The following is a 23,221-nucleotide window of genomic DNA, read 5'->3' as shown; positions in this document are numbered from 1 at the left end:
CTCCGGTTTCGATCAGGCTCGCTGCTCCCATCATCGGCACTACGCGCGCAGAGGCTTGCCCGTGGCGAACTTGACGGTGTGGCCACACACCCGAAACAATGCATGAAGCGTGCAGGGATGATCCGAATCTTCATTTTCGCGCTGCCATTCGTGCATCGCGCCGATCAAGCCACCCATAGTATCGGGTGAGAACCCTGGCGCCGAACGGGGCCAGGCTGCGAAAAGGTACTCGCGGAAAAACAAGGCCATCGAATGGCGTTTCCGCACCAGGCTGCCGCATGATCTTCCGGACCAGCTTGTCGGCGAAAAAAAGTGATCGGGTCACGCCTGACCCGCAATAACCCCCAATCAGCCAGACGCCATCCACCTGATTGAGATGGGGTGCATGATCGATGGTATATGCAATCTTTCCGCTCCAGACAAACTCGAAGTCAGATGGCCCCAGATCCGGATGCAACCGCTGGACTGCAACAGCGAACTGCTGTTGTTGAACTTGCAGTGACGCATGCGGGCTGGAAATTCTCCCTCCGAAAATGAAGCGAGCATGATCCGGAGACGGCCTGGACCAGATGAAAACCCTCCCGGTTTCCCCGTGCATGTGGAAACGTGGTGACATGGCCCTGACGCGCTGCTCTCCAAGGTGGCGGGTTGCCGCCACGCTCACATCGACAGGAACGACGCGCCCGTTCATCGCTGGCACACGTCCGTCCGAATACCCATTGGTTGCCAGGATGAGGTGACGTGCCATGAGGGCACCCTCCGGCGTCGCAACCTGGAACCTGTCACCACTTCTCCTTATCCCCGACACGGGCGTGAAGCTCCGGAGATGCGCGCCGGCGCTCTCGGCGCGCGATGCCAGCAAATTGACCAGGCGCTTGGGATGCACCCCTCCATCCCGCGGATACAACACGCCGCCCTTGTACACCGAAACACTGGTGTGCAAATGGACTTCTCCTGCCTTCACCAGCTGATAGGGAAGCCCGACTGCCATCTTCAGTCGCTGGCATTCCGCAACCATGGCATCGAGATCGGCATCACTGCGCGCGCCTCGAAACCTTCCCGTCAACCGGAAATCACAGTCGAAGCCTTCCCTCGAGAACAGGTCCTGGCAGTATTCCAGCGCGTCCATGCCTGCACGCATGATGTTCCTGGCTCTGGCCTCGCCATATTTCTGCGTCAAGCCACGCATCCCGAATGCATGAAAACTTGGTCCCACCATGCCGCCGTTGCGTGTCGAGGCGCCATATCCGATCTCGTTTGCATCCAGCACGAGTACAGACAGTCCGTTGCCTGCCAAACCCCAGGCAACTGCCAACCCCGAATATCCGGCCCCGATCACGATGGCATCATATTCGGCACACAGCGGCCTGGGCATGGGGTGGAAGTCCGGCACGCCTTGGTGCCAGTAATTGGCAAGGTATCCTGCCGGGTCTGCGCGGCCGAAGCCGTTTGCGGCCGTCATCGTGCACCCGCCCGCTGTGAACTCAACAGCAAATCACGCACATGGTTTCGCCACACTTTGCCGCGAATAGCGCCCACCCACGCCTTCGGGCAAAAGCTGGATCTCACATAGATGCGCCAGGACTTGCATGCAGTTTTCGGGCCGCGCATGTCTTAGTCCTTGAAATGAGTAAGCTCGGTTACCAACGGGCCGAGCGAGATTGAACCCTGCAACTTGAAGCCCCAGTCCAGACGTTCATTGCGTACCCAGACTTGAGCCCCCTCGCTTGAGGGAATGGCGCATACGCTCTCGATGATCAAGCGCTGTGCCTGCTTCCACAGCTCGATCCGTTTCGCCGGATCCTGCTCCACCCTGGCCGCGTCTATCTGCAGGTCGGCCACGTCGCAATGGCTGAAGTTCGTCATTGCGGTGGCTGTGCCCACGCTGCTGTCCGAATGAAAAAACTGCGTCAAGTAGACATCGGCAATCGGGAACCGGGATGCACCATAGGGCACCACGGCATTCACGTCCTTGCGAATCAGTTGATGCCAGGTTGCGTGCTCCACGGGCTGGAGGTCGACCACGATTCCCGACTCTTTCAGGTTTGCCTGAAGAATCTGCAGCTCGGCGTAGTAACCCGGGCTCTGGCTTGCAATCATGCTGAAACTCAGGCCGTTCGGATATCCTGCCTCCTGCAGCAGGGCCTTTGCTTTCAGCGGGTCGAATTCCAAACGCGGAACATCATCCGTATAGCCGATGTTGTCCGAGGGGACCACTGACTTCGCGGGCCGGGAAAACTCGGCACCTCGGTACCTGGGAAGCCGGCTCGGATCCAGCGCATGAGCCAGCGCTCGCCGCACCAGGATGTTGTCGAACGGCGGCATCTTGGTGTTGACATGCAGCAGGTTCAACTCGGATGGCTCAAAAATGTCGATCGTCGCGCCCGGTGTTGCCTTGATGTGGCGCAACCAGTTCTGATCTGCGGAACCGGTGGCCGCGTCGACTTCCCCGGCGAGGAACGCCAGGCCGCGCGCAGATGCCGAGCTGAGAAACCGGTACTTGACTTTGGTCAGCATCGGCTCTCCACGGAAATAGGTCTTGTGCGGGACGAACGTCACTGCCACGCCCGGCTCGACCGAATCGAACTGAAACGGGCCAAACCCGACCGGGCGACGCGCATAATCCTCGCCAAGCTCCTCGTACGCCTTGCGGCTCATGATGAATCCGCCGGAATAGTTGGAAAGAAGCCCCAGAACACTCGGGACCGGATGCTTCAACGTGATGCGCACCGTGTAAGGATCCAGTGCATCGACGGAATGGAACGCCGCATAATCAATCGAATACGCCGAGCGATCAGGATCCGCCGACTTCTTCAGGCTGAAAACAACATCATCGGACGTGACCTCGCCGAAACCATGATGCCACTGCACGCCTTGGCGCAGTTTGAATGTCCACACCAGACCGTCCTCGCTTGCACTCCAGCTTTCGGCAAGGTCCGGCTCCAGCTTCTCGGGATTGATCGTCCCCGGGGCGAACCTGACCAGTGCGCCATAGATCCAGGCAACCAACGTCCGATCAGCGGTTCCCGAAGCAAAATGCGGGTCCAGAGTGCCGATGTCGGCAGCCGACGATCCAAGCGTCAGCTCGGTCTTTTTGCCTGGCGCGGGGCTTTTCCCACACGCCGCCGCCAGCAACGACGCAAGCAGCAGGCATGCCACGACAATTCGCTTCATCTCATCAGCCTCCATCACCCGGCACGGTCAATCTCGTTTCACTCTCGGCCGACTCGGTGCCGTCGAGAGCTGCAAACAGGGGGCCAAATCCGTGTGTGGCAACTCCGTCAAGCGCGGCCAGTACTTCCTCCTGTTTTTGGGGAGAAAGGTTTTCAGCTGTTACACGACGGAACTTGTCAACGACTTGTCTCTTCGACATCGGGTTGTGGAAGTCTCCCAGAGGGTGTTGCACGGTCAACATCCTCGGACCTGCGCCCTGATCAAGCGTGACGCGACACGGTGTCGTTGCCGGGAAGGCGGCAACGAAGTCTTCGTGTGCGGACAGCCTCATGCGTTGTGCGATGTCGCGAACATCCTGATCCGCGAGAAGAGCTGAATCGACAGGCTGCAGTGCTTCCGCCCCGTACAGCGCAGCAACGGCACAGCTGAAGTAATAGCTGTACTGTCCACCTTCCAGCGTTTGTGGCGCCTTGGCATTGGAAAGACGCAAGCCTTCAGGGAATGTTTCGACCCCCAGGTCGAGAATCGGCTTCCCCGGTTGCCGCAGTGCCACGATCGCGTCGATCGCTGCGTGCATGTAACGGCAACAGGCATAAGGCTTGAGGTAGCACTGCTCCAGCCACCAGCTCTCGCCCAGCCCGGAAAGCATGGTGTTCCGCGAGAAGTGCTCGTCATCATCCAGCAAGTCGACAGGACCGGTAGCACCGGCGCGTGCGCGAAATGCGCCCGCCAACCCGACGACGACCGCAGGCGGAATCCCCTCTTTCACACTGCTGCCAAGCCGGGACCGGGGCAACATGACCGGACTTTCCGCTCCGGCCATTGCCATTGCGTGAGCAATCTGGTGTGCGCCCAGACCGAGAAGGCGACCGGCTGCCGCTGCCACTCCGAATGCGACCCAGCGGCCACTGCAATACGTCTCGATGGTGGGCGGTGGTCGGGAGCTGGCGATACGGAGCGCAACGTCATAGCCAAGCACCATGGCGTCCAGCATGCAGGCATCATCCGCACCCATGGACTGCCCGACTGCCAGCACCGCCGGAATGATGCCCGCACCTGGATGGCCAGCGGCTCCCCGGTGCCCGTCGTCAATGTCCAGTGCACTGGCCGCAGCAGCGTTGGCCATCGCTGCTCCGGCAATAGTCAATGACTGCCCGGTCAGCCATACCTTGGCGTCACCCGGACCATGCAAGGCCACAGCAGCGGCCCTCGTCGCGCGTGCCAGCGAAGAGTTCAGGCCAGCCGCTGCAGCCGCCATCAGATCAGTCAGCAGGAGAGCCGCTTTTTCCTGCGTGCGCAGCGGCAGTGCCCCCTCCGGGTGCTGTGCGACGAAACTGGCGAGCTCTTCGATTGCGTGCATGGGACCGGGATGCCCTGATTTACAGTGATCGAACGGATTGCCGGATGTAATGACCATCTGCCGCCATGCTCCACCGCGATGCCGCGGGCTGATAGCCAATCGGCCTGATGGGGCTGCGTGGTGTCATGTCATTTCCGTACTGCACTGCCGGGGTACCGCGCTTGTCCGGGTGCGTGATCGGGATTGCCGAGAGCAGCCGTTGCGTGTACTCGTGAGCCGGGCGACCAATGACGTCACGGCGCGAGCCAATCTCGACAATCTCGCCGAAGTACATCACTGCAACGCGGTCGCAGGTTTGCTCTACAGCCGCCATGTCATGGCTGATGAAAAGATAGGAAACCCCGAATTCCCCCTGCAAATCGAGCATGAGATCGATGATCTGACGCTTGATCGCAACATCGAGTGCAGATACCGCCTCGTCGGCGATGATGAGTTTCGGCGACATCGCCAGCGCACGGGCGATGCATATTCTTTGACGCTGCCCGCCGGAAAACTCGTGCGGCAAGCAGGACGCTCGCGCCGGGTCAAGCCCGACCCGCTGCATCAGCCACTCCATCCTCTCGACGGCTTCTGCCCCTCTTGCCAGCCGATGCACATGCATCGGCTCGATGATTGCCGCGCCAATCGACTGACGCGCATTGAGCGAGCCGAACGGATCCTGAAAGATCATCTGCACGTTGCGGCGCAGTCGAGCAAGACTCGCTGGATCGTCCTGGTCGATCAGCTTGCCCAACACACGGATTTGCCCTGAGTGAATTGGAGCCAGATTGATCACCGCCTTGCCAAGGGTCGATTTTCCCGAACCCGACTCGCCGACCAGCCCCAACGTTTCACCTTTGCCGATGAACAGGGACACATCCTCCACCGCATGAATCATGCCGCTGACTCGCCCCAGGATCCCGCTGCGGACGGGAAATCGGACCGACAGATCGGTTACCTCCAGCACGGGTGCATCCTCTGCCCGCGCACTTGGCAAAGCATTGACGGGAACCGCCGCCACGGCAGAACCCGCCAGCTTCCTGACCAGGCTCGGGGTCGCCTCTATCAAGGCGCGGGTATAGGCATCACTCGGCTGCGAGAAGACGTCATGCACGGACCCTTTTTCGATTTCGCGTCCGCTGCGCATGACGAGCACCTCATCCGCCACCTCCGCGGCCACCCCCATGTCATGGGTAATGAACAGCACGGCCGCACCGGTCTCCCGTTGCAGGTCTTTCAGCAATGCCAGGATCTGTGCCTGCACGGTCACGTCCAGCGCGGTGGTCGGCTCATCGGCGATGATCAGCGCAGGGTTGCAAGCCAATGCCATCGCAATCATCACGCGCTGACGCATTCCGCCAGAGAATGTGTGCGGATATTGCCGCATGCGCATCTCCGGATCCGGGATGCCCACCTTGCGCAGCATCTCGATCACGGCACTCCTCAGCTCGGCTCCCTTCAGTCCGCGATGAATGCGGATTGCCTCGGCAATCTGGTCGCCAATCCGCTGTACGGGATTCAAGGAGGTCATCGGCTCCTGGAATATCATGCTGACTCGTGCACCGCGAACCTTGCGCATTTCCGATTCGGGCAAAGACAGGAGCTTGCGCCCTTCCAGCAGGATCGAGCCGGTCGCGCACCCGATACCCTCGGGTAGCAGACCCATGATTGCCAGGGAAGTGACGCTTTTTCCGGAGCCGGATTCACCAACCAGCGCCAACGTCTGCCCTGCGGCGACCTCGAAACTCAGATCGTGCACCACCCTGGCTCCAGCAAACGAAACCCCCAAACCGCGGACGGAAATAATGCGTCGGGTATTCATCACGAGATACCCTTCAGCCGTGGGTCGATTGCATCGCGCAGCCCATCACCTATCAGATTGAATGCAAGAACCAGAAGCAGGATCGCCAAGCTGGGCATGATCGCCAAATGAAAGGAACTCAAGATGTTGTCGAATCCGTCGCGCACCATCCCTCCCCACGTCGGCATCGGTGGCGCAATCCCCAGACCGATGAATGCAAGTGACGCCTCGGTGCGAACAGCTGTCGCCATCCACAAGGAAGAGATCACCAAAAGCTCCGGAAATATCGATGGCATGATGTGTCGGAACAGAATCCTTGGCCGCGAAAAACCCATGGCCTGGCACGCCTGCACGTACTCGCGATCACGTTGTCCGATCACCCCGGCACGGGCGATGCGAGCGAACGAAGGTGTCGAACCGAACGCGATGGCGATGACGATGTTCGGGAGCGTCGCCCCCATGAGGGCGACCAGTGCAAGGCCGAGAATGAGAGTTGGGAAAGCAAGGATGACGTCCATCACTTGCATCAGAACGATGTCGATGCGTCCGCCAAGGTATCCCGCGACCATGCCGATCAACGTGCCCACAAGCATCGCCAGCAGAATTGACAGGAACCCGATGGCCAGGGAGTAGCGCGCGCCAAACAGGAGCCTGGACCAGATATCCCGACCAAGGTCATCCGTCCCCAGCAGGAATCGCGATCCAGGTGGGATGAGCTGGTCCATGAGACTTTGCTGCAAAGGGTCGTGCGTTGCCAGCAAAGGTGCGAATACCGCTGCCAGGACGAGGCTTGCCACGATGCTCAAGCCGATCCAGGTGGAGGCGTTGAGACGCTTCAGCAAGTTCCTCGGACCGGCTCCGGATTGCGAGCTGCGGACTTGCGAAGCACCCGCGTTCATTTGTACTGGACCCTTGGATCGAGGAGGCCGTATGTCAGATCTGTCAAAAGGTTCACGACGATGACAATCAAGGTGTAAACGACGATCATTCCTTGCAGCAGCGGGTAGTCCCGCTGAGCCAGGGAGCTCAGGATCAGCTTGCCGAGACCGGGACGGGAAAAAACGATCTCGGTCAGAACCGAGTTCCCGATCAGTATTCCCAGATAAAGACCGACAACCGTCGTGATCGGGATCATGCAATTGCCAAGCGCATGCTTCCAGATGACGGCTGCCTGGCTTGCGCCTTTGGCGCGGGCAGTGCGTACGAAATCGGAGTTCAGCACCTCCAGCATTGCCGAGCGCGTTACCCGGGTGATATAGGCCATCATGATCAGCGCCAGCGCCAGGGCTGGCAGCGCCATCTGCCGGAATCGGTCGATGATCGTGTCGCCGGTTCCGGCACTGATGACCGGAAACCAGCGCAACTGGATGGCAAAGATCATCAACAGAATGATCGCCGCCACGAAAGCCGGCACGGACAGCCCGATCAGGGATATGAAGCGCACCAGGTAATCCGGGAAGTGATTACGGCGAACTGCACCCCATATCCCCATGGGAACCCCCAGCGCTACACCCAGTGTCAGTGCTGCAATCGTCAACTCGATCGTGTAGGGAAGCACTGCCAGGATCTCGTCGGATACCGGCCGCCCGGTAATCATCGAGTTGCCCAGGTTTCCGCGAAGTGCGCTGGACAAAAACTGCACATATTGGACGTGAAGAGGTTGATCCAGACCAAGGCTTTCACGCAGCGCCGCTATGCTGGCAGCACTCGCCTGCTCCCCCAGGATCATGAGCGCCGGATCTCCAGGCAAAATCCGGATAAGCATGAACACCAGCGTCAGTACGCAGATCAGCGTCAGCGCAGAAAATCCGAGGCGTTTGAGCAAAAATGGAATCATCCGCCACTCCATCCCGCCCGCATCCGCCGCCTCCCGTGCCTTGCTGCATCAGATCGCACGGAGTGACGCCGACGCGCGCTCGCCATGCCGGCGTCCGGAATGGATATGCATTCCGTGACTAACAGAAAACTTGGCAGCCACTTGAAAGACTCACTTGCGACTGCAGTGACGAGTTGCCCGGACATGATGAGTGAGTTTTCACCTGCAGAATGCGCTCACTCCATACTCCAACCTGCACGCAACATCCGCCAGTGAAAAAATGCCCATCGCGCATAACCCCAAGCTATGGCGACGATCATGCAAAAATCATGACAAGGGGGCCACTGCGGCTTTTCAGTGATTATTGAATCGGCACGAGCGCGTGCTCATCCGCTCATGGCAACGAACGCGACCATCAGCGACTCCACATCGATTACAGGCATGCATGACATTCCATCACGCGAGCGCTCGAATCAGGATGCCACCACGATCACCCGAGCACAAAATGCATGACCAAAATTGCCACTTGGCATGCGCCCGCACTACGCGAGCCCAAGCATGTTTGAAGCACCCGGCATGCCACGGCGCGCATGTGCGTTCACCATCACGGGCACGTGCCCTGCGGAGGGTGATGCAGCAGCATGCGACCGGGCAGCGCGTCGCTGACATGCCCGGGGCCGAGCATCGCGGTGCCGTTGACGAACACATGGACCACGCCTTCGGCCAGTGCCGTCGGATTCTCGTACGTGGCCCGCGGGGCATAACGCAGCGGGTCGAATACCACCACGTCGGCATGGTAGCCCTGGCGCAGATAGCCGCGATCGGCCAGCCCCAACGTGTCCGCGGTCAAGCCGGTCGAGCGATGGATGAAGTCCTGCAGCGTGATCACCTTGTCCTCGACGACGAAACGCGCATATTTCTCCGGGAACGTGGCGTGCTGGCGCGGGTGGCCGTCGCTGCCGTCGGAGCCGGTCAATACCCATGGCCTGCGCATGAACGCCACCACGTCGTCACGGATCATGTTGAACGAGGCCACCCGCAGCGCGCCCCGCACGCCGTGACTTTCAACGCCACCGGTTCGGATGATGCGCAGTGCCGCATCCACCGGGTCCTGCTCCCAGGTTGCTGCCATCTGCTCCAGGGTGCGGCCGGTCCAGGGCCAGCCCTCGCCGACCATGAGCAGCGCGGCAGCACCGCCTCGACGCCGCAAGTTGTCCCGCATCTCGTCGCGGATGCGTTGCGTCGTGGCCGGCTCCTCCAGGCGCGCGAACAGTGCGGCACGTCCACCATCCCTGGCCCACGCGGGCAGCAGCACCGAGTCGAGGCCGGTACTCGATGCAAGCCACGGATAGTGGTCGGCGGTGATGGCCTGCCCTTGCGCCTGCGCGCGTTCGATGCGCGCGATCACTTCCCCGGACTGGCCATGCACGTCGGCGCCCAGCGCCTTGATGTGCGCGATGTGCACCGGCAGTTCGGCGCGGCGCCCGATTTCCAGCGCTTCGTCGATCGATGCCAGGAGGCCGATCGAATAGCTGGATTCGTCACGCAGATGGCTGTCATAGCGACCACCGCGGCGGCCGGCTTCGCGCGCCAACGCCACCACTTCGTCGGTCGTGGCAAAGCCTTGGGGCGTGTAGAACAACCCGGTCGACAAACCGAAAGCTCCTTCGCACATGGCCTGTGCGACGAGTGCGCGCATCTGCGCCAGTTCCTGCGTGTCCGGCGCGCGCGCGTCATTGCCCAGCACGCGCCGGCGCACCGGGCCCAGGCCGACATACGCGGCCACGTTGGTGCCCACGCCGTGGCTGTCGAACCAGGCACGTTCCTGCGCCACTTCGGGCGTGCCGCCACCATCGACGCCGATGAAAATGGTGGTGACACCCTGGTACAACCAGGGAAGGTTGCGGCGCACCGCCGCGTCCTGATGGCGGATGTAACTGTCGGGATGTGTATGCGGATCGATGAACCCCGGCGCGACCACCAGTCCGCTGGCATCGATGACGCGTGCGGCGCGGTAACGATCGCCCAGGTCCGGCGCCACCGCCACGATGCGATCACCGGTTATCGCGACATCCGCCCGCCTGCCCGGACTGCTGCTGCCGTCGAACACCTCGCCTCCGGTGATCAGCAGGTCCACGGACGAGGCGGGATCCTTTTCGATGCCCGGGGCAGCACATCCGCTGGCCGCGCAGGACAGCAGCGCCACCAGTGTCAACCGGAGCGCGCCGTGTGCATGGATCGGAAACGTCCGGTTCGAAATCCTGGCCAAGTTCAAGTCTCCCGTATCTGGGCACCCGGTGCCGGATGGACAGGCCACAACCGGCGTCACAGCCATCGTGCCGGGTTCCCGCGCTGCCGGCCAATGAAAAGAGGCGCCACCAGCATAGACGCCGGTTATGCGTGGGGTGTCCGTGCGGCCGGATTCCACGTATCGCACGGGTCTCCGACAAGCAACACGCCATGCCGATGCCTGATTTGCGATGGCGGATAAGCACCGTTCGGGAGTGGCGAAGCAGCGCCCTCGAGACGTGCTGCCGTGTTCAGAACATTCCGGTTTCAAGCCGCGCCGCTTCGCTCATCATGCTGCGGTTCCACGGCGGGTCGAACACCAGTTCGACGTCGGCTTCGGTAATGGTGGGGATCATTTCCAGCTTGTCGCGCACATCGGCGACGAGGATCTCGCCCATGCCGCAGCCGGGTGCGGTCAGGGTCATCTTGACATCGACCCGGCGCTTGTCCGGATCGTCCTCGCAATGGCTGAGCACCGCCTCGTAGACCAGTCCGAGATCGACGATGTTGATCGGGATTTCCGGATCGAAGCAGGTGCGCAGCTGGCGCCAGACCAGCTTTTCCACGTCCTCGTCGCCGGCATCCTCGGGCAGTTCGATCGGCTCCGGCGGCTCCTTGCCGATGGCATCCGCATCCTCGCCCGCGACCCGCATCAGATTGCCTTCGACGAACACGGTGAAGCTGCCCCCCAGGGCCTGGGTGATGTAACCGATCGAGCCGGCGGGGATGGTCACCTCCTCACCGGAGGGCACCAGGACGACGCGGCAATCGCGCTCGAAGCGCACGGGTTCGCTGCTGCGGGAGTACATGAACGGGGCAAAGTCTCGAATCGCGTATTGTACGCCGGCCGCCTGCCGCGGCATCACCCGTCTTGTTTCCGCTTGCTGCGCATGTCCGTTACCGCGACTCCTTCCCGCTCCTCGCACCTCGTCCGCCTGACGCTTGCCGTGCTGGGCCTGCCATTGCTTGGGGCACTCGGCTTTGCCGCGCTGTGGGCGCTGTTCGGCCTGTTCCGCGGCCATCTGCCCACCTGGCCGGCCCTGCTTGCAGCGCTGGACCTGCTGCTGATGGTGCGCCTGGCACGCCTGCCCCGCGGGGCCATGCGTGGCGCGGTGGCGATGCTGGGCGTACTGCTGTGCATCGTGCTGGCGCACTGGCTCTATCTCGGCGTGCTGGTCGGCAGCCTGCTCGGCATGCCGCCGCTGCTCGGCGTCAGCCTGATGCGCCCGGGCTTTGCCTGGACCCTGTTCACCCTGCTCGGCAATGCGGCCGATCTCGCCGCCTTGCTCGCCGCGCTTGCCATCGCCGCCTGGTTCGGGCGCTGAGCCCCCGCCTGCTGTCTCAGGCGTCCAGCGCCTTCAATTCGCTGACCAGGGCGTTGGCCATGTCGGCGCCGTCGCCGTAAAGCATGCGCGTGTTGTCGGCGTAGAACAGGGCGTTTTCGATGCCGGCAAAGCCGGTGCCCTTGCCACGCTTGATGACGATGGTGTTCTTCGAATCGACCACGTCGAGGATCGGCATGCCGTAAATCGGGCTTGACGGGTCGGTCTTTGCCACCGGATTGACCACGTCGTTGGCGCCGATCACCAGCGAGACGTCAGTGTTGCGGAACTCCGGGTTGATGTCGTCCATGTCCGCGATCAGGTCGTAGGGCACGCCAGCTTCGGCCAGCAGCACGTTCATGTGCCCGGGCATGCGTCCGGCGACCGGGTGGATCGCGAACTTCACCTTGACTCCGCGGTCCATCAGCCGCTGGGTCAGCTCCCAGATCTTATGCTGCGCCTGTGCCACCGCCATGCCGTAGCCGGGCACGATCACCACCCGCTCGGCATAGGCCATCAGCGCGGCGACGTCGCTGGCCTCGATCGGCTTCATCGCCCCGCCGATCTCCTGCGCCGCGCCGCCGGCGGCACCGAAGTTGGAGAACAGCACGTTCTTGATGCTGCGGTTCATCGCCTTGGCCATCAGCCGGGTCAGCAACAGGCCGGCGGCACCGACCATGGTGCCGGCGATGATCAATGCCTCGTTGCCCAGCACATAGCCCTCGAACGCCACCGCCAGCCCGGTCAGCGCGTTGTAGAGGGAAATCACCACCGGCATGTCGGCACCGCCGATCGGCAGCGTCATCAACACACCCAGCGCCAGCGCCAGCACGAAGAAGGTCACGATCCACGGCAGTGCCAGCGTGTTCCACGCCGCGATGCCGGCGATCAATGCGGCCAGCGCGACGCAGGCGTTGAACCATTGCTGGCCGGGAAACGCATAACGCTTGTCCATGCGCCCGTCGAGCTTGGCCCAGGCGATCACCGAGCCGGTCAACGCGACCGAACCGATCAGCGCACCGAGCGCGGCCAGTGCCAGTCCGCTGCGCAGCTGCAGCAGCTCCTGCGCCGGCAGCAGCGACGCGCCCAGCGAGCCGGCGACCGCGCCCTGAAGGTGGCCGGCACGCAGCAACTCCAGCGCACCGATCGCCGCCGCCGAGCCACCGCCCATGCCGTTGAACAGCGCCACCATCTGCGGCATGTCGGTGATCGCCACCTTCCGCCCCCAGACCCAGTTGATCCCGACCCCGATCACGATGGCCACGATCATCAGCGCGATGTTCTGCAAGCCCGGCAGGAAGAACGTCGCCAGCGTCGCCAGCACCATGCCGGCACCGGCCCACTGGATGCCGCTGCGCGCGGTTCTGGGACTGGCCATGCGCTGCAGGCCGAGCAGGAACAGCGCCGCGGCGATGAAGTAACTGAGCTTGACCAGCGCCGCGAGGCTCATGCGCCGTCCTCCGGCTTGCGTGATGGCTTGAACATCTCCAGCATGCGCTCGGTCACCACGTAGCCGCCGGCGGCGTTGCCGGCGCCCAGCAGCACGGCGATGAAGCCGATCACCTTCTCCACCGGCGTCTGCGCGTGACCGAGCACCACCATCGCGCCGATCAGCACGATGCCGTGGATGAAGTTGGAACCGGACATCAGCGGCGTGTGCAGGATCACCGGCACCCGCGAAATGATCACGTGGCCGGCGATCGCCGCCAGCATGAAGATGTAGAGCATGTCGAACAGGTGGGCCAGGAAGCCTTCGGACATGAATCCTCTCCACGCGGTTTTCGGCATCATAACCAGCCCTGAACGCGGATGTGTCCGGTCAACCGCCGACCGCGGCGCGCGTTTGCATTGACGAGCCCACCCATGTGCCCCGACCGATGTGTCCCGATTCCGGAATGGAGCCCCGCCTGATGCGGCCCGCCGAAGCCCCGGCGCCGGCCACGCTGGACGGGTTCCTGGCCGACGTCGGCCCACGCGCGCTGCGCTTTGCCGAACTCGGCCTGCGCCATCGCGAGGACGCATTGGACGTGGTGCAGGAAGCGATGCTCAAGATGCTGGCCTATCGCGAGCGCCCGGCGCAGGAATGGACGCCGCTGTTCTGGCGCATCCTGCGCACGCGCATCATCGATGCACAGCGCAGGCGCCGCTTCCGCCTGAGCTGGCTCAGTTCGGCGACCGGCGATGACGGCAGCCAGATCGACTGGGCCGACGACGCGGCCGGCCCGGCACGCAGCCACGATGGCCGCGAAGCCTGGGGCCGGATCCGCGAGGCCATGCGCGCGTTGCCGGCACGCCAACGCGAGGCATTCACCCTGCGCGTGCTTGAAGAGCTTGATGTGGCCGATACCGCCGCGGTGATGGGCTGCAGCGAGGGTTCGGTCAAAACCCACCTGTCACGTGCACGCAGCGCGTTGCAGGCGCAACTGGAAGACTGGCGATGAACATGCACCCCGATGATCGTTTCGATGCCACCCTGCGCGAGCACTACCGCGAAGCCACCGCGCGGCTGCCCGGTCCGCTGCGCCTGCAGCTTGATCCACGCATCGTGGCGCAGCGTGCCGCCGTCCCCGATACGCCGCAGCGTCCACGCTGGGCGCTGCCGGCAGGCTTGGCCGGCGCGGCACTGGTCGCGGCATTGGTGCTTTCGCCCGCGCTGCGTGCACCGGGCGATGCCGTCGATGCCACCCGCATCGCGGCCGACGCCGGTCCGGCGGCGGCAGCGGATGACGCACTGCTGGAAAGCAGCCCCGACTTCTATGCCTGGCTGGGCTCGGACGAGGTCCGTGTCCTGGCGATGGAGTGATGCCATGAATCCTGCGCGCATGTTCAGCCCGCTCCTGATCACCCTGCTGATGACCAGCGCGGCCCTGCCGCTGCGTGCGCAGGAGACGCCCGTCGGCAATTGGAACTCACTCAGCGCCGAACAGCGTGAACTGCTGATCCAGCCGCTGCGCGAGCGCTGGGACGCGGCCGACGCCGAAAAGCGCCAGCGCATGTACCGGCACGCGCAACGCTGGCGCGAAATGCCGGTCGAAGAACGCGCACGCGCGCGCCGCGGCCACGATCGCTTCGGTCAACTCACTGCCGAGCAGCAACAGCAGCTGCGCGTGCTGTACGACAAGACCCGTGACCTGCCCTACGAAGAGCGCAGGCAAGCGCTGGTGCTGTTCCATGTCATGCGCAAGATGCCGGCCGCCGAGCGCGAGGCGCTGCGCCAGCGCTGGGGCCGGATGAACGCGGCCGAGCGCGACGCCTGGATGCAGGAAAACGCGCCGCAACGCCCGTCGCACCGGGGCGCGGCCAAGCCCTGAGGTCGGCCTGCGCCGCGCCTGGCAAGGCTCAGGCGCCGTCGCCCTCGCGTGGCGGCCACACCGTGCGCGCGAGCAGCTCGTCCTCCCAGTCCAGCTGCAAACCGTCTTCGCCAAGCATCAACTGAGCGAAATTGAACACATTGCGGGCAAACATCTCGCTGGCATGCAGCGCACCTTGTGAGGCGAGGCCAAGCGGCCCGGCGATGATCACGCCGCTGTCGGTCTGGATGGTCTGGCCGGGCACGGTCGCGGCGCAGTTGCCGCCACTTTCGGCGGCCAGATCGACGATCACGCTGCCGGCGCGCATGCTGTCGAGCATCGGCGCGGTGAGGATGGTCGGTGCCGGCCGTCCGGGCACCGCGGCGGTGGTGATGATCACGTCCACGTTCTTCAGATGCTCGCCCAGGCGCCGCTGCTGCTCGGCGCGCTCCTCGTCATTGAGCGCGCGTGCGTAACCGCCCTCGCCCACCGCGCTGACGCCCAGATCAAGGAAGCGTCCGCCGAGGGATTCGATCTGCTCGCGGGTTTCCGGGCGCACGTCGAAGCCTTCCACCTGTGCGCCCAGGCGACGCGCGGTGGCGATGGCCTGCAGGCCGGCGACACCGGCACCGATCACCAGCACCTTGCTCGGGCGAATGGTGCCGGCGGCGGTGGTCAGCATCGGAAAGAAGCGTGGCGCCAGCTGGGCCGCGATCAGGGTGGCCTTGTAACCGGCCATGCCGGCCTGCGAGCTGAGGATATCCATCGCCTGCGCGCGCGTGGTGCGCGGCAGCCGTTCCAGCGGGAAGGCCACGATCGCGCGCTCGCGCAAGGCTTCGGCGCGCGCCGCGTCGGCCTCGGGCTGGATCCCGCCGATCAGCACCGCACCCGGTTTCATCTGACCGATGCGCTGCGCATCCGGCGCCTGCACACAGAACACCAGGTCGGCATCGGCAAGCGCGGCGGCCGCATCCGCGGCCAGTTCCGCACCGGCATCCTGGTACGCCGGATCGGGAAAGAACGCTGCATCACCGAGCCCGCGCTCGATGCGCACCGTGCAGCCGGCCTTGACCAGTCGCGCGCAGGTTTCCGGGGTCAATGCCACCCGCTTCTCGCCCGCCGCCGTTTCCTTCGCCACGCCGATTGCCAGTGCCATGGTCCAAATCCGTCCGCGTCGTTGCCGCCATCCTAACCAATGCCGGCGATCGGTTCGCCTAGAATCCGTGCATGGACTTTTCCTGCCTCGACCAACGCCGCTCCACCCCCTCGCGCCTGCTGGGCGAGCCCGGCCCCGATCAGCAGCAACTGCTGGCCATGCTCGCTGCGGCCAGCCGCGTGCCCGACCACGGCAATCGCGTGCCGTTCCGTTTCCTGCGCATCGCCGGCAGCGCGCGCCAGGCGCTCGGCCAATGGCTGGTCGAGCGCAAGCGTGAACTCGATCCCGCCGCCAGCGCCGCGGTGCTGGACAAGGAGCGCGGCCGTTTCAATCATGCGCCGGTGGTGATCGCGGTGATCGCGCAGCAGGGGCCGGACGAGAAAATTCCGGCCAGCGAGCGTTTCTCGACCGCCAGTTGCGTGTGCTTCGCGCTGTTGCAGGCGGCCCGTGCCGCCGGTTTCGGCGCGCAATGGCTGACCGGCTGGGGCGCGCATGACCCGGCCATGAGAACCTACCTGGGCCTTGCCGAAGACGAAGTCATCGTCGGCTTCATCCATATCGGCAGCGCGCGCCAAGAAGCCCCCGAACGCGCGCGCCCCGACGCCGCCACCCTGCTGCGCGACTGGACACCGTGAGCGTCAGCGCTGCGCCGGCGCCACTGTATCTGGTGGATGCGTCGCTGTACGTGTTCCGCGCTTGGCATTCGATGCCCGACCAATGGCACGACGCCGAGGGCTGGCCGCTCAATGCGGTGCAGGGCTTTGCCCGCTTCCTGCTGGAATTGCTGGAGCGCGAGCGCCCGCGGCACGTCCTGGTCGCATTCGACGAAGCACTCGATTCGTGCTTCCGCAATCGCCTGTACCCGGATTACAAAGCCAACCGGCCACCAGCACCGGAGGAACTCAAGCGTCAGTTCGCGTATTGCAAGGCACTGTGCGAGGCACTGGGCCTGGCCACGGCCGCACATGCCGAATACGAGGCCGACGACCTGATCGGCAGCGCGCTGACGGCGGTGCGCGGGCACGGCCTGCGCGGCGTCATCGTCTCTGCCGACAAGGATCTTTCACAACTCCTGCAGGAAGGCGACGAGCAGTACGACTTCGCCCGCGGCCAGCGTTGGGGCCATGCCGGGGTCAAGGCCCGGCACGGCGTGCATGCGCACCAGATCGCCGACTTCCTCGCCCTGGCCGGCGATGCCATCGACAACATCCCCGGGGTCAGCGGCATCGGCGGCAAGACCGCGGCCACGTTGATTTCACATTTCGGCGATCTCGACAGCCTGCTCGAGCGCATCGATGAAGTCGCCTTCCTGCGCCTGCGTGGCGCCGCCGCCACCGCGCGCCGGCTGCACGAGCAGCGCGAGCATGCCCTGCTGTGGCGCCAACTCACGCGCATCGCGCTGGATGCGCCGCTGCCGCATCCGCCCCCCTTCCGCCGCCAGCCGGCCGATGCCGACAGCGTGCAGCGGCTTGCCGAGCAGTTGCGCTTCGGTCCGCTGACGCGGCGCCGCATGCTGGAAGCCTGAGCCGACCCCGACGGAGCCGACCGATGCACGAGCCACGCGAAATCCTCCACCAGGGCCGATGGCTGCGGCTGGTCCGGCGCGGACGCTGGGAGTGGTGCGAGCGCTGCCACGATGACGCCGGCATGGCGGTGATGGTGGCGGCCCTGACCGAGCAGGACGAGGTGCTGCTGGTCGAGCAGTACCGTGCCGCGCTCGGTGCACGCTGCATCGAACTGCCTGCCGGTCTGGTCGGTGACCAGGATGGAGACGACTCGCCCGAGGCTGCCGCGCGGCGCGAGCTGATCGAGGAAACCGGCTGGGATGCCGAGCATTTCGAGGTGGCGCTCGATGGCGCCAGCACGCCCGGCATGAGCAACGAACGCCTGGTGATCATGGTTGCGCATGGCCTGCGCGAAGTCGGCGAAGGCGGCGGCGTGGATGGCGAGGACATCCAGCTGCACCGCGTCCCGCGCCGCGACGTGCACGCCTGGCTGCTGCGCCAGCGCGCCGCGGGCAAGGTGCTCGACCTCAAGATCTGGGCCGGACTGTGGCTGCTGCAGGCGGCGACCGCGCGCCGCGCGAGCGTCGACGAGTGCGCGATGTGAAGCGCCGTTGACGCGTGGCTTGCGGCACTGCCCGCGAGCCATCCGTATCGCAGGCGCACATGCTGCGGCGACCATGACGCGAAAAGCGACGCCTGCCGGTGGTGCCGTTCAAGATGCAAAACCGGGCGCGGCAGCGCGGCCAGCGCAGCGCGCCCTTGGCGCTCAGGCCTTTTTCAGGAACTCGGTGCGCAACACCAGGCCCTTGACCTTCTCCACATTGCATTCGATCAGGTCGGCATCATCGGTCAGGCGGATGTTGCGGCACAGGGTGCCGCGCTTGAGCGTGACCGAGGTGCCCTTGACCTTGAGATCCTTGATCAGGGTCACGCTGTCGCCATCGGCCAGGCGCGTGCCGTTGCTGTCCTTGACGATGATCTCGTCCTCGTCGTTGTCGCTCATCGCGATCCTCCGTGCATGATGGATGGGCTGCCCGCATATGCCGGCAGCCGCGGGTTTACATCGCCTGCGGGGCGAAATGGTCGGTGGCGCGCACCAGCGCGTCGATGTTCTCGTCCTCGAACGCCGAGTGGCCGGCGGTGGCGGTGATTTCCAGCGTCGATTCCGGCCAGGCCCGGTGCAGCTCCCAGGCATTGGCCACCGGGCACACCACGTCGTAGCGGCCGTGCACGATGATGCCGGGGATATCGGCGATGCGATCGACATCGCGCAGCAACTGGTCATCGACGTCGAAGAAGCCGTGGTTGACGAAGTAATGGTTCTCGATGCGCGCGAAGGCCAGCGCGAAGTGCGCATCGCCATGGCTGTCGGCATACCCCTCCGGCACGCGCAAGTAGCTGGTGCCGCCTTCCCAGATGCTCCAGTGCCGCGCCGCGGCCAGCCGCACCTCCTCGTCATCGCTGGTCAGGCGGCGGTGGTAGGCGGCGATCAGGTCGCCGCGCTCGGCCTCGGGGATGTGTTCGCGGTAAGGCTGGAAGTGATCCGGGAACAGGCGCGAGGCGCCTTCCTGGTAGAACCATTCCAGCTCCCAGCGGCGCAGCATGAAGATGCCGCGCAACACCAGTTCGGTGACCCGCTCGGGATGCTTCTGCGCATAGGCCAGCGCCAGTGTCGAACCCCAGCTGCCGCCGAATACCTGCCAGCGCTCGACGCCGAGCATCTCGCGCAGCTTTTCGATGTCCTCAATCAGGTGCCAGGTGGTGTTGTCGACAAGGTCCGCATGCGGCGTGCTGCGGCCGGCGCCGCGCTGGTCGAACAGGATGATGCGGTAGCGCGCCGGGTCGTGGAAGCGGCGCATCGATGCATTGCAGCCGCCGCCCGGCCCGCCGTGCAGCAGCACCACCGGCTTGCCGTCGGGGTTGCCGCACTCTTCCCAGTACAGGCTGTGCCGTGCATCCACCTGCAGCATGCCGTGGCGATGGGGTTCGATCTCGGGGTACAGCGTGCGCATGCCGGGCTCCGTCAAGGTCAGCCGGGGATTGTAGCCCTGCGCCACGAACCGGGCCGCGACATGCGCGATCAACGCCGACCGAGGCTGACCCGCTCGCGTGCCTCGAGGTCGTGCTCGCTGCCGACCGCGGAAAACCCGGCCGCGGCAAACAGTTCGCGCACCGCGGCGCCCTGGTCGTGTCCGTGCTCGACCAGCAGCCAGCCGCCGGGCAGCAGGTATTGCGGTGCATCGGCGATGATCCGGCGCAGGTCGTCCAGTCCGTCGCCGCCGCTGGCCAGCGCCGATGGCGGCTCGAAGCGCAGATCGCCCCGGCCCAAGTGCGCATCGCCCTCCGCGACATAGGGCGGGTTGCTCGCCACCAGGTCGAAGCGCTCGCCGGCCAGCGGCGCAAACCAGTCGCCATGGCGAAACTCGACATTGCCCAGGCCATGCGCGCGCGCGTTGCGGCAAGCGACTTCGAGCGCGGCGGCGCTGGCGTCGGTGGCGACCACCCGCGCCAACGGGCGCTCGCGCGCCAGCGCCAGTGCGATCGCGCCGCTGCCGGTACCGAGGTCGGCGATCCGCAGCGGGGTGTCCGCCGGCAGCCGCGCCAGCGCCAGTTCCACCAGCCGCTCGGTTTCGGCACGCGGGATCAGGGTGTCCGGGCCCACTTCCAGATCCAGGCTCCAGAAGCCGCGACGCCCGGTGAGGTAAGCCACCGGCCAGCCTTCGGCGCGGCGCGTGACCAGGTCTTCGAAACGCGCCACTGCATCCGCGTCGAGCGCTTCGTCGCCATGCGCGAACAGCCAGCCCCGCCCGCGCCCCAGCACGTGCAGCAACAGGTATTCGGCATCGACCGCGTCGATCCGTCGAGCGGCGCTGCGCAGCAGGCGGGCGGGGCTGGCCGAGGGCGACATCATGCCGCGCATGGTATCCAGCGCGTCGCCGGAATTGCGGGCGGCGCGCATTCGGCGGACTGATCCCCCGGTCACTTGCAATAGCTTATATCTATTGATACAATCCCAACAATCGATTGGAATTATCAATCGAGGCTCTGTAATCTTCCCTTCGCCGGATGGGACCGACCATCCAATTCCCCCTCGCAACCCCACAGGAGAGAGCGCATGTCCCTGATCAATACCGAAATCCAGCCGTTCAAGGCCCAGGCCTTCAAGAACGGCGAGTTCATCACCGTCACCGAGGCAGATCTGAAGGGCAAGTGGTCGGTGCTGATCTTCATGCCGGCGGCCTTCACCTTCAACTGCCCGACCGAAATCGAAGACGCCGCCGATCACTACGCCGAGTTCGAGAAGGCCGGTGCGCAGGTGTTCATCGTCACCACCGACACCCACTTCTCGCACAAGGTGTGGCACGAAACCTCGCCGGCGGTGGGCAAGGCCAAGTTCGCCCTGGTCGGCGACCCGACCCACGCCCTGTCGCGCGCCTTCGACGTGCTGATCGAGGAAGAAGGCCTGGCCCTGCGTGGCACCTTCGTGATCAACCCGGACGGCGTGATCAAGACCATGGAAGTGCATGACAACGCCATCGCCCGCGACGTCACCGAAACCGTGCGCAAGCTCAAGGCGGCGCAGTACGTCGCCAACCACGACGGCGAAGTGTGCCCGGCGAAGTGGAAGGAAGGCGAAAAGACGCTGACCCCGTCCTTGGACCTGGTCGGCAAGATCTGATTGCGACCTGCCGCGCTCGCTCGCGACGCGGCAATCGCATCACCAACGCTCCCGCCCTCTCCGTTCGCGGAGAGGGTTGGGAACAGGGCAGCCCGACTGCCCTGCTCCCAGCCCTCTTGGCACCCATGCATACCGGCCCGCAGCGCCTGCGGTCCTGGCCGGCACGCACGCGACGCACCGCGTCTCAAGGCGCGATGACCGCACCCGCCACGACGGCCCATCCATCCCCTGTCCAATCCTGAAGCATCCAAGGAGTCCGACATGCTCGCCACCGAACTGAAAACCCAGCTCGCCGCCTACCTGCAGAACCTGCGTGTGCCGCTGACCCTGACCGCCTCGCTGGACGAGGGCGAGCTGTCGGCGCAGATGCGCGGACTGCTGGATGATATCGTCGAAGCCGGCGCCGGACGCATCAGCCTGCGCATGGCCGAAACGCCGGCCGCGCGCATGCCGAGCTTCCGCATCCAGCGCGAAGACGCGGACGTCGGCGTGGAATTCGCCGGCCTGCCGCTGGGCCACGAGTTCACTTCGCTGGTGCTGGCGCTGCTGCACGTCGGCGGGCATCCGCCGAAGATCGACGAAGCGCTGATCGAACAGATCAAGGCGCTGCAGGGCGAGTTCCGCTTCGAGACCTTCTTCTCGCAGTCCTGCCAGAGCTGCCCGGAAGTTGTGCAGTCGCTGAACACCATGGCCGCGCTGAACCCGGCGATCCGCCACGTCGCCGTGGACGGCGCCGCGTTCGCCGAGGAAATGGAACAGCGCGGGGTGATGGCGGTGCCGACCGTGCTGCTCAATGGCGAGCCGTTCGCCGCCGGGCGCATGGGCATCGAGGAGTTCATCGCCAAGCTCGACAGCGGCGCCGAAGCGCGCGCTGCCGAGGCGATCAGCGCCAAGGAGCCGTTCGAGGTGCTGGTGGTCGGCGGTGGCCCGGCCGGCGCGGCCGCGGCGATCTACTCGGCGCGCAAGGGCATCCGCACCGGCGTCTTGGCCGAGCGCTTCGGCGGCCAGGTGCTGGACACGCTGGCGATCGAGAACTTCATCTCCGTGCGCCATACCGAAGGCCCGCAGCTGGCCACCGCGCTGGAAGCGCATGTCGCCGATTACGACGTCGACGTGATGAACCTGCAGCGCGCGGAGAAGCTCGAGCAGGTCGATGGCGGCTTCCGCGTCACCACTGCCAGCGGTGCCTCGCTTGAAGCGCGCAGCGTGGTGCTGGCCACCGGCGCACGCTGGCGGCGCATGAACGTGCCGGGCGAGGAGGAATACATCGGCAAGGGCGTGGCCTTCTGTCCGCATTGCGACGGCCCGCTGTTCAAGGGCAAGCGCGTGGCGGTGATCGGCGGCGGCAACTCCGGTGTCGAAGCCGCGATCGACCTGGCCGGCATCGTCGACCACGTCACCGTGCTGGAATTCGACACCCGCCTGCGCGCCGACGAAGTGCTGCAGAACAAGCTGCGCAGCCTGCCCAATGTCACCATCCACACCTCGGCGATGACCACCGAAGTGATCGGCGATGGCGGCAAGGTCAAGGCGCTGCGCTACCAGGACCGCGATGACGGCGACGAGCACGTGATCGACCTGGAAGGCGTGTTCGTGCAGATCGGCCTGCTGCCCAATACCGACTGGCTGAAGGACACCGTGACGCTGAGCAACCGCGGCGAGATCGTGATCGACGAGCGTGGCCAGACCAGCCTGCCCGGCGTGTTCGCCGCCGGCGACTGCACCACCGTGCCGTACAAGCAGATCGTGATCGCGATGGGCGCCGGCGCGACCGCCTCGCTGTCGGCCTTCGACCACCTGATCCGCACCTCCGCCCCGGCCGAAAAGGCGAAGAAGGCGGCGTGAGCGGC

The 23,221-nt window shown here is 64.9% G+C and carries 22 protein-coding genes and 1 pseudogene; 9 read left to right on the top strand and 14 right to left on the bottom strand.

The genetic code is table 11. The features are described from left to right. Nucleotides 1-130: 130 nt before the first annotated feature. The 8 genes from ACW11F_RS12170 to sufT form a co-directional block, all read right to left on the bottom strand. Nucleotides 131-1,462 (bottom strand): NAD(P)/FAD-dependent oxidoreductase, encoded by a 1,332-nt coding sequence (locus tag ACW11F_RS12170; protein WP_456997212.1) that lies wholly within the window; start codon nucleotides 1,460-1,462, stop codon nucleotides 131-133. A gap of 152 nt (nucleotides 1,463-1,614) precedes the next feature. Next, entirely contained in the window at nucleotides 1,615-3,174 is a 1,560-nt protein-coding gene (locus ACW11F_RS12165) for an ABC transporter substrate-binding protein (RefSeq protein WP_456997211.1), read from the bottom strand. Between the two features lie 4 nt (nucleotides 3,175-3,178). Beyond that, on the bottom strand, nucleotides 3,179-4,591 hold the full coding sequence (locus ACW11F_RS12160; RefSeq protein ID WP_456997210.1) for an MmgE/PrpD family protein: 1,413 nt from the start codon (nucleotides 4,589-4,591) through the stop codon (nucleotides 3,179-3,181). Next, complete coding sequence (locus ACW11F_RS12155; RefSeq protein WP_456997209.1) at nucleotides 4,554-6,335, bottom strand: ABC transporter ATP-binding protein; 1,782 nt, start codon at nucleotides 6,333-6,335, stop codon at nucleotides 4,554-4,556. The genes ACW11F_RS12160 and ACW11F_RS12155 overlap by 38 nt, the downstream gene beginning before the upstream one ends. After that, nucleotides 6,335-7,156 carry an ABC transporter permease gene (locus tag ACW11F_RS12150; protein WP_456997208.1) on the bottom strand — a complete coding sequence of 274 codons (822 nt, stop codon included), beginning with the start codon at nucleotides 7,154-7,156 and terminating at the stop codon, nucleotides 6,335-6,337. The genes ACW11F_RS12155 and ACW11F_RS12150 overlap by 1 nt, the downstream gene beginning before the upstream one ends. Nucleotides 7,157-7,209: 53 nt before the next feature. Then, the gene (locus tag ACW11F_RS12145; protein WP_456997207.1) at nucleotides 7,210-8,151 is read right to left on the bottom strand and encodes an ABC transporter permease; all 942 of its coding nucleotides are present in this window, start codon (nucleotides 8,149-8,151) and stop codon (nucleotides 7,210-7,212) included. Nucleotides 8,152-8,734: 583 nt separating this feature from the next. Further along, entirely contained in the window at nucleotides 8,735-10,267 is a 1,533-nt protein-coding gene (locus ACW11F_RS12140) for an N-acyl-D-amino-acid deacylase family protein (protein ID WP_456997206.1), read from the bottom strand. A 403-nt stretch (nucleotides 10,268-10,670) separates the two neighbouring features. Then, complete coding sequence (gene sufT, locus ACW11F_RS12135) at nucleotides 10,671-11,228, bottom strand: putative Fe-S cluster assembly protein SufT (protein ID WP_456997205.1); 558 nt, start codon at nucleotides 11,226-11,228, stop codon at nucleotides 10,671-10,673. An 81-nt stretch (nucleotides 11,229-11,309) separates the two neighbouring features. On the opposite strand from sufT, the gene ACW11F_RS12130 reads away from it, so the two are divergent. Further along, complete coding sequence (locus ACW11F_RS12130) at nucleotides 11,310-11,744, top strand: hypothetical protein (protein ID WP_456997204.1); 435 nt, start codon at nucleotides 11,310-11,312, stop codon at nucleotides 11,742-11,744. A 16-nt stretch (nucleotides 11,745-11,760) separates the two neighbouring features. Here ACW11F_RS12130 and ACW11F_RS12125 read toward each other — a convergent pair whose 3' ends face one another. Both ACW11F_RS12125 and ACW11F_RS12120 read right to left on the bottom strand, forming a co-directional pair. After that, nucleotides 11,761-13,191 (bottom strand): NAD(P)(+) transhydrogenase (Re/Si-specific) subunit beta, encoded by a 1,431-nt coding sequence (locus ACW11F_RS12125; protein WP_456997203.1) that lies wholly within the window; start codon nucleotides 13,189-13,191, stop codon nucleotides 11,761-11,763. Then, nucleotides 13,188-13,502 carry an NAD(P) transhydrogenase subunit alpha gene (locus ACW11F_RS12120; protein ID WP_456997202.1) on the bottom strand — a complete coding sequence of 105 codons (315 nt, stop codon included), beginning with the start codon at nucleotides 13,500-13,502 and terminating at the stop codon, nucleotides 13,188-13,190. Before ACW11F_RS12120 ends, ACW11F_RS12125 begins: the two co-directional genes overlap by 4 nt. A 134-nt stretch (nucleotides 13,503-13,636) precedes the next feature. Here ACW11F_RS12120 and ACW11F_RS12115 point away from each other — a divergent pair, with 134 nt between their 5' ends. Genes ACW11F_RS12115 through ACW11F_RS12105 form a run of 3 tightly spaced genes read left to right on the top strand, consistent with a single transcriptional unit; the run spans nucleotide 13,637 to nucleotide 15,052 of the window. Further along, nucleotides 13,637-14,182 (top strand): RNA polymerase sigma factor, encoded by a 546-nt coding sequence (locus tag ACW11F_RS12115; protein ID WP_456997201.1) that lies wholly within the window; start codon nucleotides 13,637-13,639, stop codon nucleotides 14,180-14,182. Next, the gene (locus tag ACW11F_RS12110; RefSeq protein ID WP_456997199.1) at nucleotides 14,179-14,544 is read left to right on the top strand and encodes a hypothetical protein; all 366 of its coding nucleotides are present in this window, start codon (nucleotides 14,179-14,181) and stop codon (nucleotides 14,542-14,544) included. Before ACW11F_RS12115 ends, ACW11F_RS12110 begins: the two co-directional genes overlap by 4 nt. Nucleotides 14,545-14,548: 4 nt before the next feature. Beyond that, nucleotides 14,549-15,052 (top strand): DUF3106 domain-containing protein, encoded by a 504-nt coding sequence (locus ACW11F_RS12105; protein ID WP_456997198.1) that lies wholly within the window; start codon nucleotides 14,549-14,551, stop codon nucleotides 15,050-15,052. A 28-nt stretch (nucleotides 15,053-15,080) separates the two neighbouring features. On the opposite strand, the gene ACW11F_RS12100 is transcribed toward ACW11F_RS12105, so the two are convergent. After that, nucleotides 15,081-16,187 carry an NAD(P) transhydrogenase subunit alpha gene (locus ACW11F_RS12100; RefSeq protein WP_456997197.1) on the bottom strand — a complete coding sequence of 369 codons (1,107 nt, stop codon included), beginning with the start codon at nucleotides 16,185-16,187 and terminating at the stop codon, nucleotides 15,081-15,083. A 71-nt stretch (nucleotides 16,188-16,258) separates the two neighbouring features. Between ACW11F_RS12100 and ACW11F_RS12095 the strand changes: the two genes are divergently transcribed. From ACW11F_RS12095 to ACW11F_RS12085, 3 genes are read left to right on the top strand one after another with little or no spacing between them, the layout of a single operon-like run. Next, the gene (locus ACW11F_RS12095) at nucleotides 16,259-16,822 is read left to right on the top strand and encodes a nitroreductase family protein (protein WP_456997196.1); all 564 of its coding nucleotides are present in this window, start codon (nucleotides 16,259-16,261) and stop codon (nucleotides 16,820-16,822) included. Continuing rightward, nucleotides 16,810-17,712 (top strand): 5'-3' exonuclease, encoded by a 903-nt coding sequence (locus ACW11F_RS12090; RefSeq protein WP_456997250.1) that lies wholly within the window; start codon nucleotides 16,810-16,812, stop codon nucleotides 17,710-17,712. The genes ACW11F_RS12095 and ACW11F_RS12090 overlap by 13 nt, the downstream gene beginning before the upstream one ends. A 23-nt stretch (nucleotides 17,713-17,735) precedes the next feature. Further along, a complete protein-coding gene (locus tag ACW11F_RS12085) occupies nucleotides 17,736-18,296 on the top strand; it encodes an NUDIX hydrolase (protein ID WP_456997195.1) in 561 nt (186 codons plus the stop codon). A gap of 162 nt (nucleotides 18,297-18,458) precedes the next feature. Here ACW11F_RS12085 and ACW11F_RS12080 read toward each other — a convergent pair. The 3 genes and pseudogenes from ACW11F_RS12080 to prmC all read right to left on the bottom strand — a co-directional run. After that, nucleotides 18,459-18,668: pseudogene (locus tag ACW11F_RS12080) on the bottom strand (alkylphosphonate utilization protein); the annotation flags it as partial. Nucleotides 18,669-18,750: 82 nt separating this feature from the next. After that, on the bottom strand, nucleotides 18,751-19,704 hold the full coding sequence (pip, locus tag ACW11F_RS12075) for a prolyl aminopeptidase (protein ID WP_456997194.1): 954 nt from the start codon (nucleotides 19,702-19,704) through the stop codon (nucleotides 18,751-18,753). Nucleotides 19,705-19,772: 68 nt separating this feature from the next. Beyond that, complete coding sequence (gene prmC / locus ACW11F_RS12070; protein ID WP_456997249.1) at nucleotides 19,773-20,603, bottom strand: peptide chain release factor N(5)-glutamine methyltransferase; 831 nt, start codon at nucleotides 20,601-20,603, stop codon at nucleotides 19,773-19,775. 204 nt (nucleotides 20,604-20,807) lie between these two features. On the opposite strand from prmC, the gene ahpC reads away from it, so the two are divergent. Next, complete coding sequence (gene ahpC, locus ACW11F_RS12065; RefSeq protein ID WP_456997193.1) at nucleotides 20,808-21,371, top strand: alkyl hydroperoxide reductase subunit C; 564 nt, start codon at nucleotides 20,808-20,810, stop codon at nucleotides 21,369-21,371. 261 nt (nucleotides 21,372-21,632) lie between these two features. Continuing rightward, nucleotides 21,633-23,216 carry an alkyl hydroperoxide reductase subunit F gene (gene ahpF, locus ACW11F_RS12060; RefSeq protein ID WP_456997192.1) on the top strand — a complete coding sequence of 528 codons (1,584 nt, stop codon included), beginning with the start codon at nucleotides 21,633-21,635 and terminating at the stop codon, nucleotides 23,214-23,216. The last annotated feature ends 5 nt before the right edge of the window (nucleotides 23,217-23,221 follow it).

Source organism: Luteimonas sp. e5 (genome assembly GCF_054031035.1).
This window is presented reverse-complemented; position numbering and strand designations above follow the sequence as displayed.

Coding starts and splice junctions, on each gene's coding strand:
- ahpF (WP_456997192.1), top strand. CDS start 21,633: ATGCTCGCCACCGAACTGAAAACCCAGCTCGCCGCCTACCTGCAGAAC.
- ACW11F_RS12130 (WP_456997204.1), top strand. CDS start 11,310: ATGTCCGTTACCGCGACTCCTTCCCGCTCCTCGCACCTCGTCCGCCTG.
- ACW11F_RS12165 (WP_456997211.1), bottom strand. CDS start 3,174: ATGAAGCGAATTGTCGTGGCATGCCTGCTGCTTGCGTCGTTGCTGGCG.
- pip (WP_456997194.1), bottom strand. CDS start 19,704: ATGCGCACGCTGTACCCCGAGATCGAACCCCATCGCCACGGCATGCTG.
- prmC (WP_456997249.1), bottom strand. CDS start 20,603: ATGATGTCGCCCTCGGCCAGCCCCGCCCGCCTGCTGCGCAGCGCCGCT.
- ahpC (WP_456997193.1), top strand. CDS start 20,808: ATGTCCCTGATCAATACCGAAATCCAGCCGTTCAAGGCCCAGGCCTTC.
- ACW11F_RS12125 (WP_456997203.1), bottom strand. CDS start 13,191: ATGAGCCTCGCGGCGCTGGTCAAGCTCAGTTACTTCATCGCCGCGGCG.
- ACW11F_RS12085 (WP_456997195.1), top strand. CDS start 17,736: ATGCACGAGCCACGCGAAATCCTCCACCAGGGCCGATGGCTGCGGCTG.
- sufT (WP_456997205.1), bottom strand. CDS start 11,228: ATGTACTCCCGCAGCAGCGAACCCGTGCGCTTCGAGCGCGATTGCCGC.
- ACW11F_RS12115 (WP_456997201.1), top strand. CDS start 13,637: ATGGAGCCCCGCCTGATGCGGCCCGCCGAAGCCCCGGCGCCGGCCACG.
- ACW11F_RS12120 (WP_456997202.1), bottom strand. CDS start 13,502: ATGTCCGAAGGCTTCCTGGCCCACCTGTTCGACATGCTCTACATCTTC.
- ACW11F_RS12105 (WP_456997198.1), top strand. CDS start 14,549: ATGAATCCTGCGCGCATGTTCAGCCCGCTCCTGATCACCCTGCTGATG.
- ACW11F_RS12170 (WP_456997212.1), bottom strand. CDS start 1,462: ATGACGGCCGCAAACGGCTTCGGCCGCGCAGACCCGGCAGGATACCTT.
- ACW11F_RS12100 (WP_456997197.1), bottom strand. CDS start 16,187: ATGGCACTGGCAATCGGCGTGGCGAAGGAAACGGCGGCGGGCGAGAAG.
- ACW11F_RS12110 (WP_456997199.1), top strand. CDS start 14,179: ATGAACATGCACCCCGATGATCGTTTCGATGCCACCCTGCGCGAGCAC.
- ACW11F_RS12095 (WP_456997196.1), top strand. CDS start 16,259: ATGGACTTTTCCTGCCTCGACCAACGCCGCTCCACCCCCTCGCGCCTG.
- ACW11F_RS12160 (WP_456997210.1), bottom strand. CDS start 4,591: ATGGTCATTACATCCGGCAATCCGTTCGATCACTGTAAATCAGGGCAT.
- ACW11F_RS12145 (WP_456997207.1), bottom strand. CDS start 8,151: ATGATTCCATTTTTGCTCAAACGCCTCGGATTTTCTGCGCTGACGCTG.
- ACW11F_RS12155 (WP_456997209.1), bottom strand. CDS start 6,335: ATGAATACCCGACGCATTATTTCCGTCCGCGGTTTGGGGGTTTCGTTT.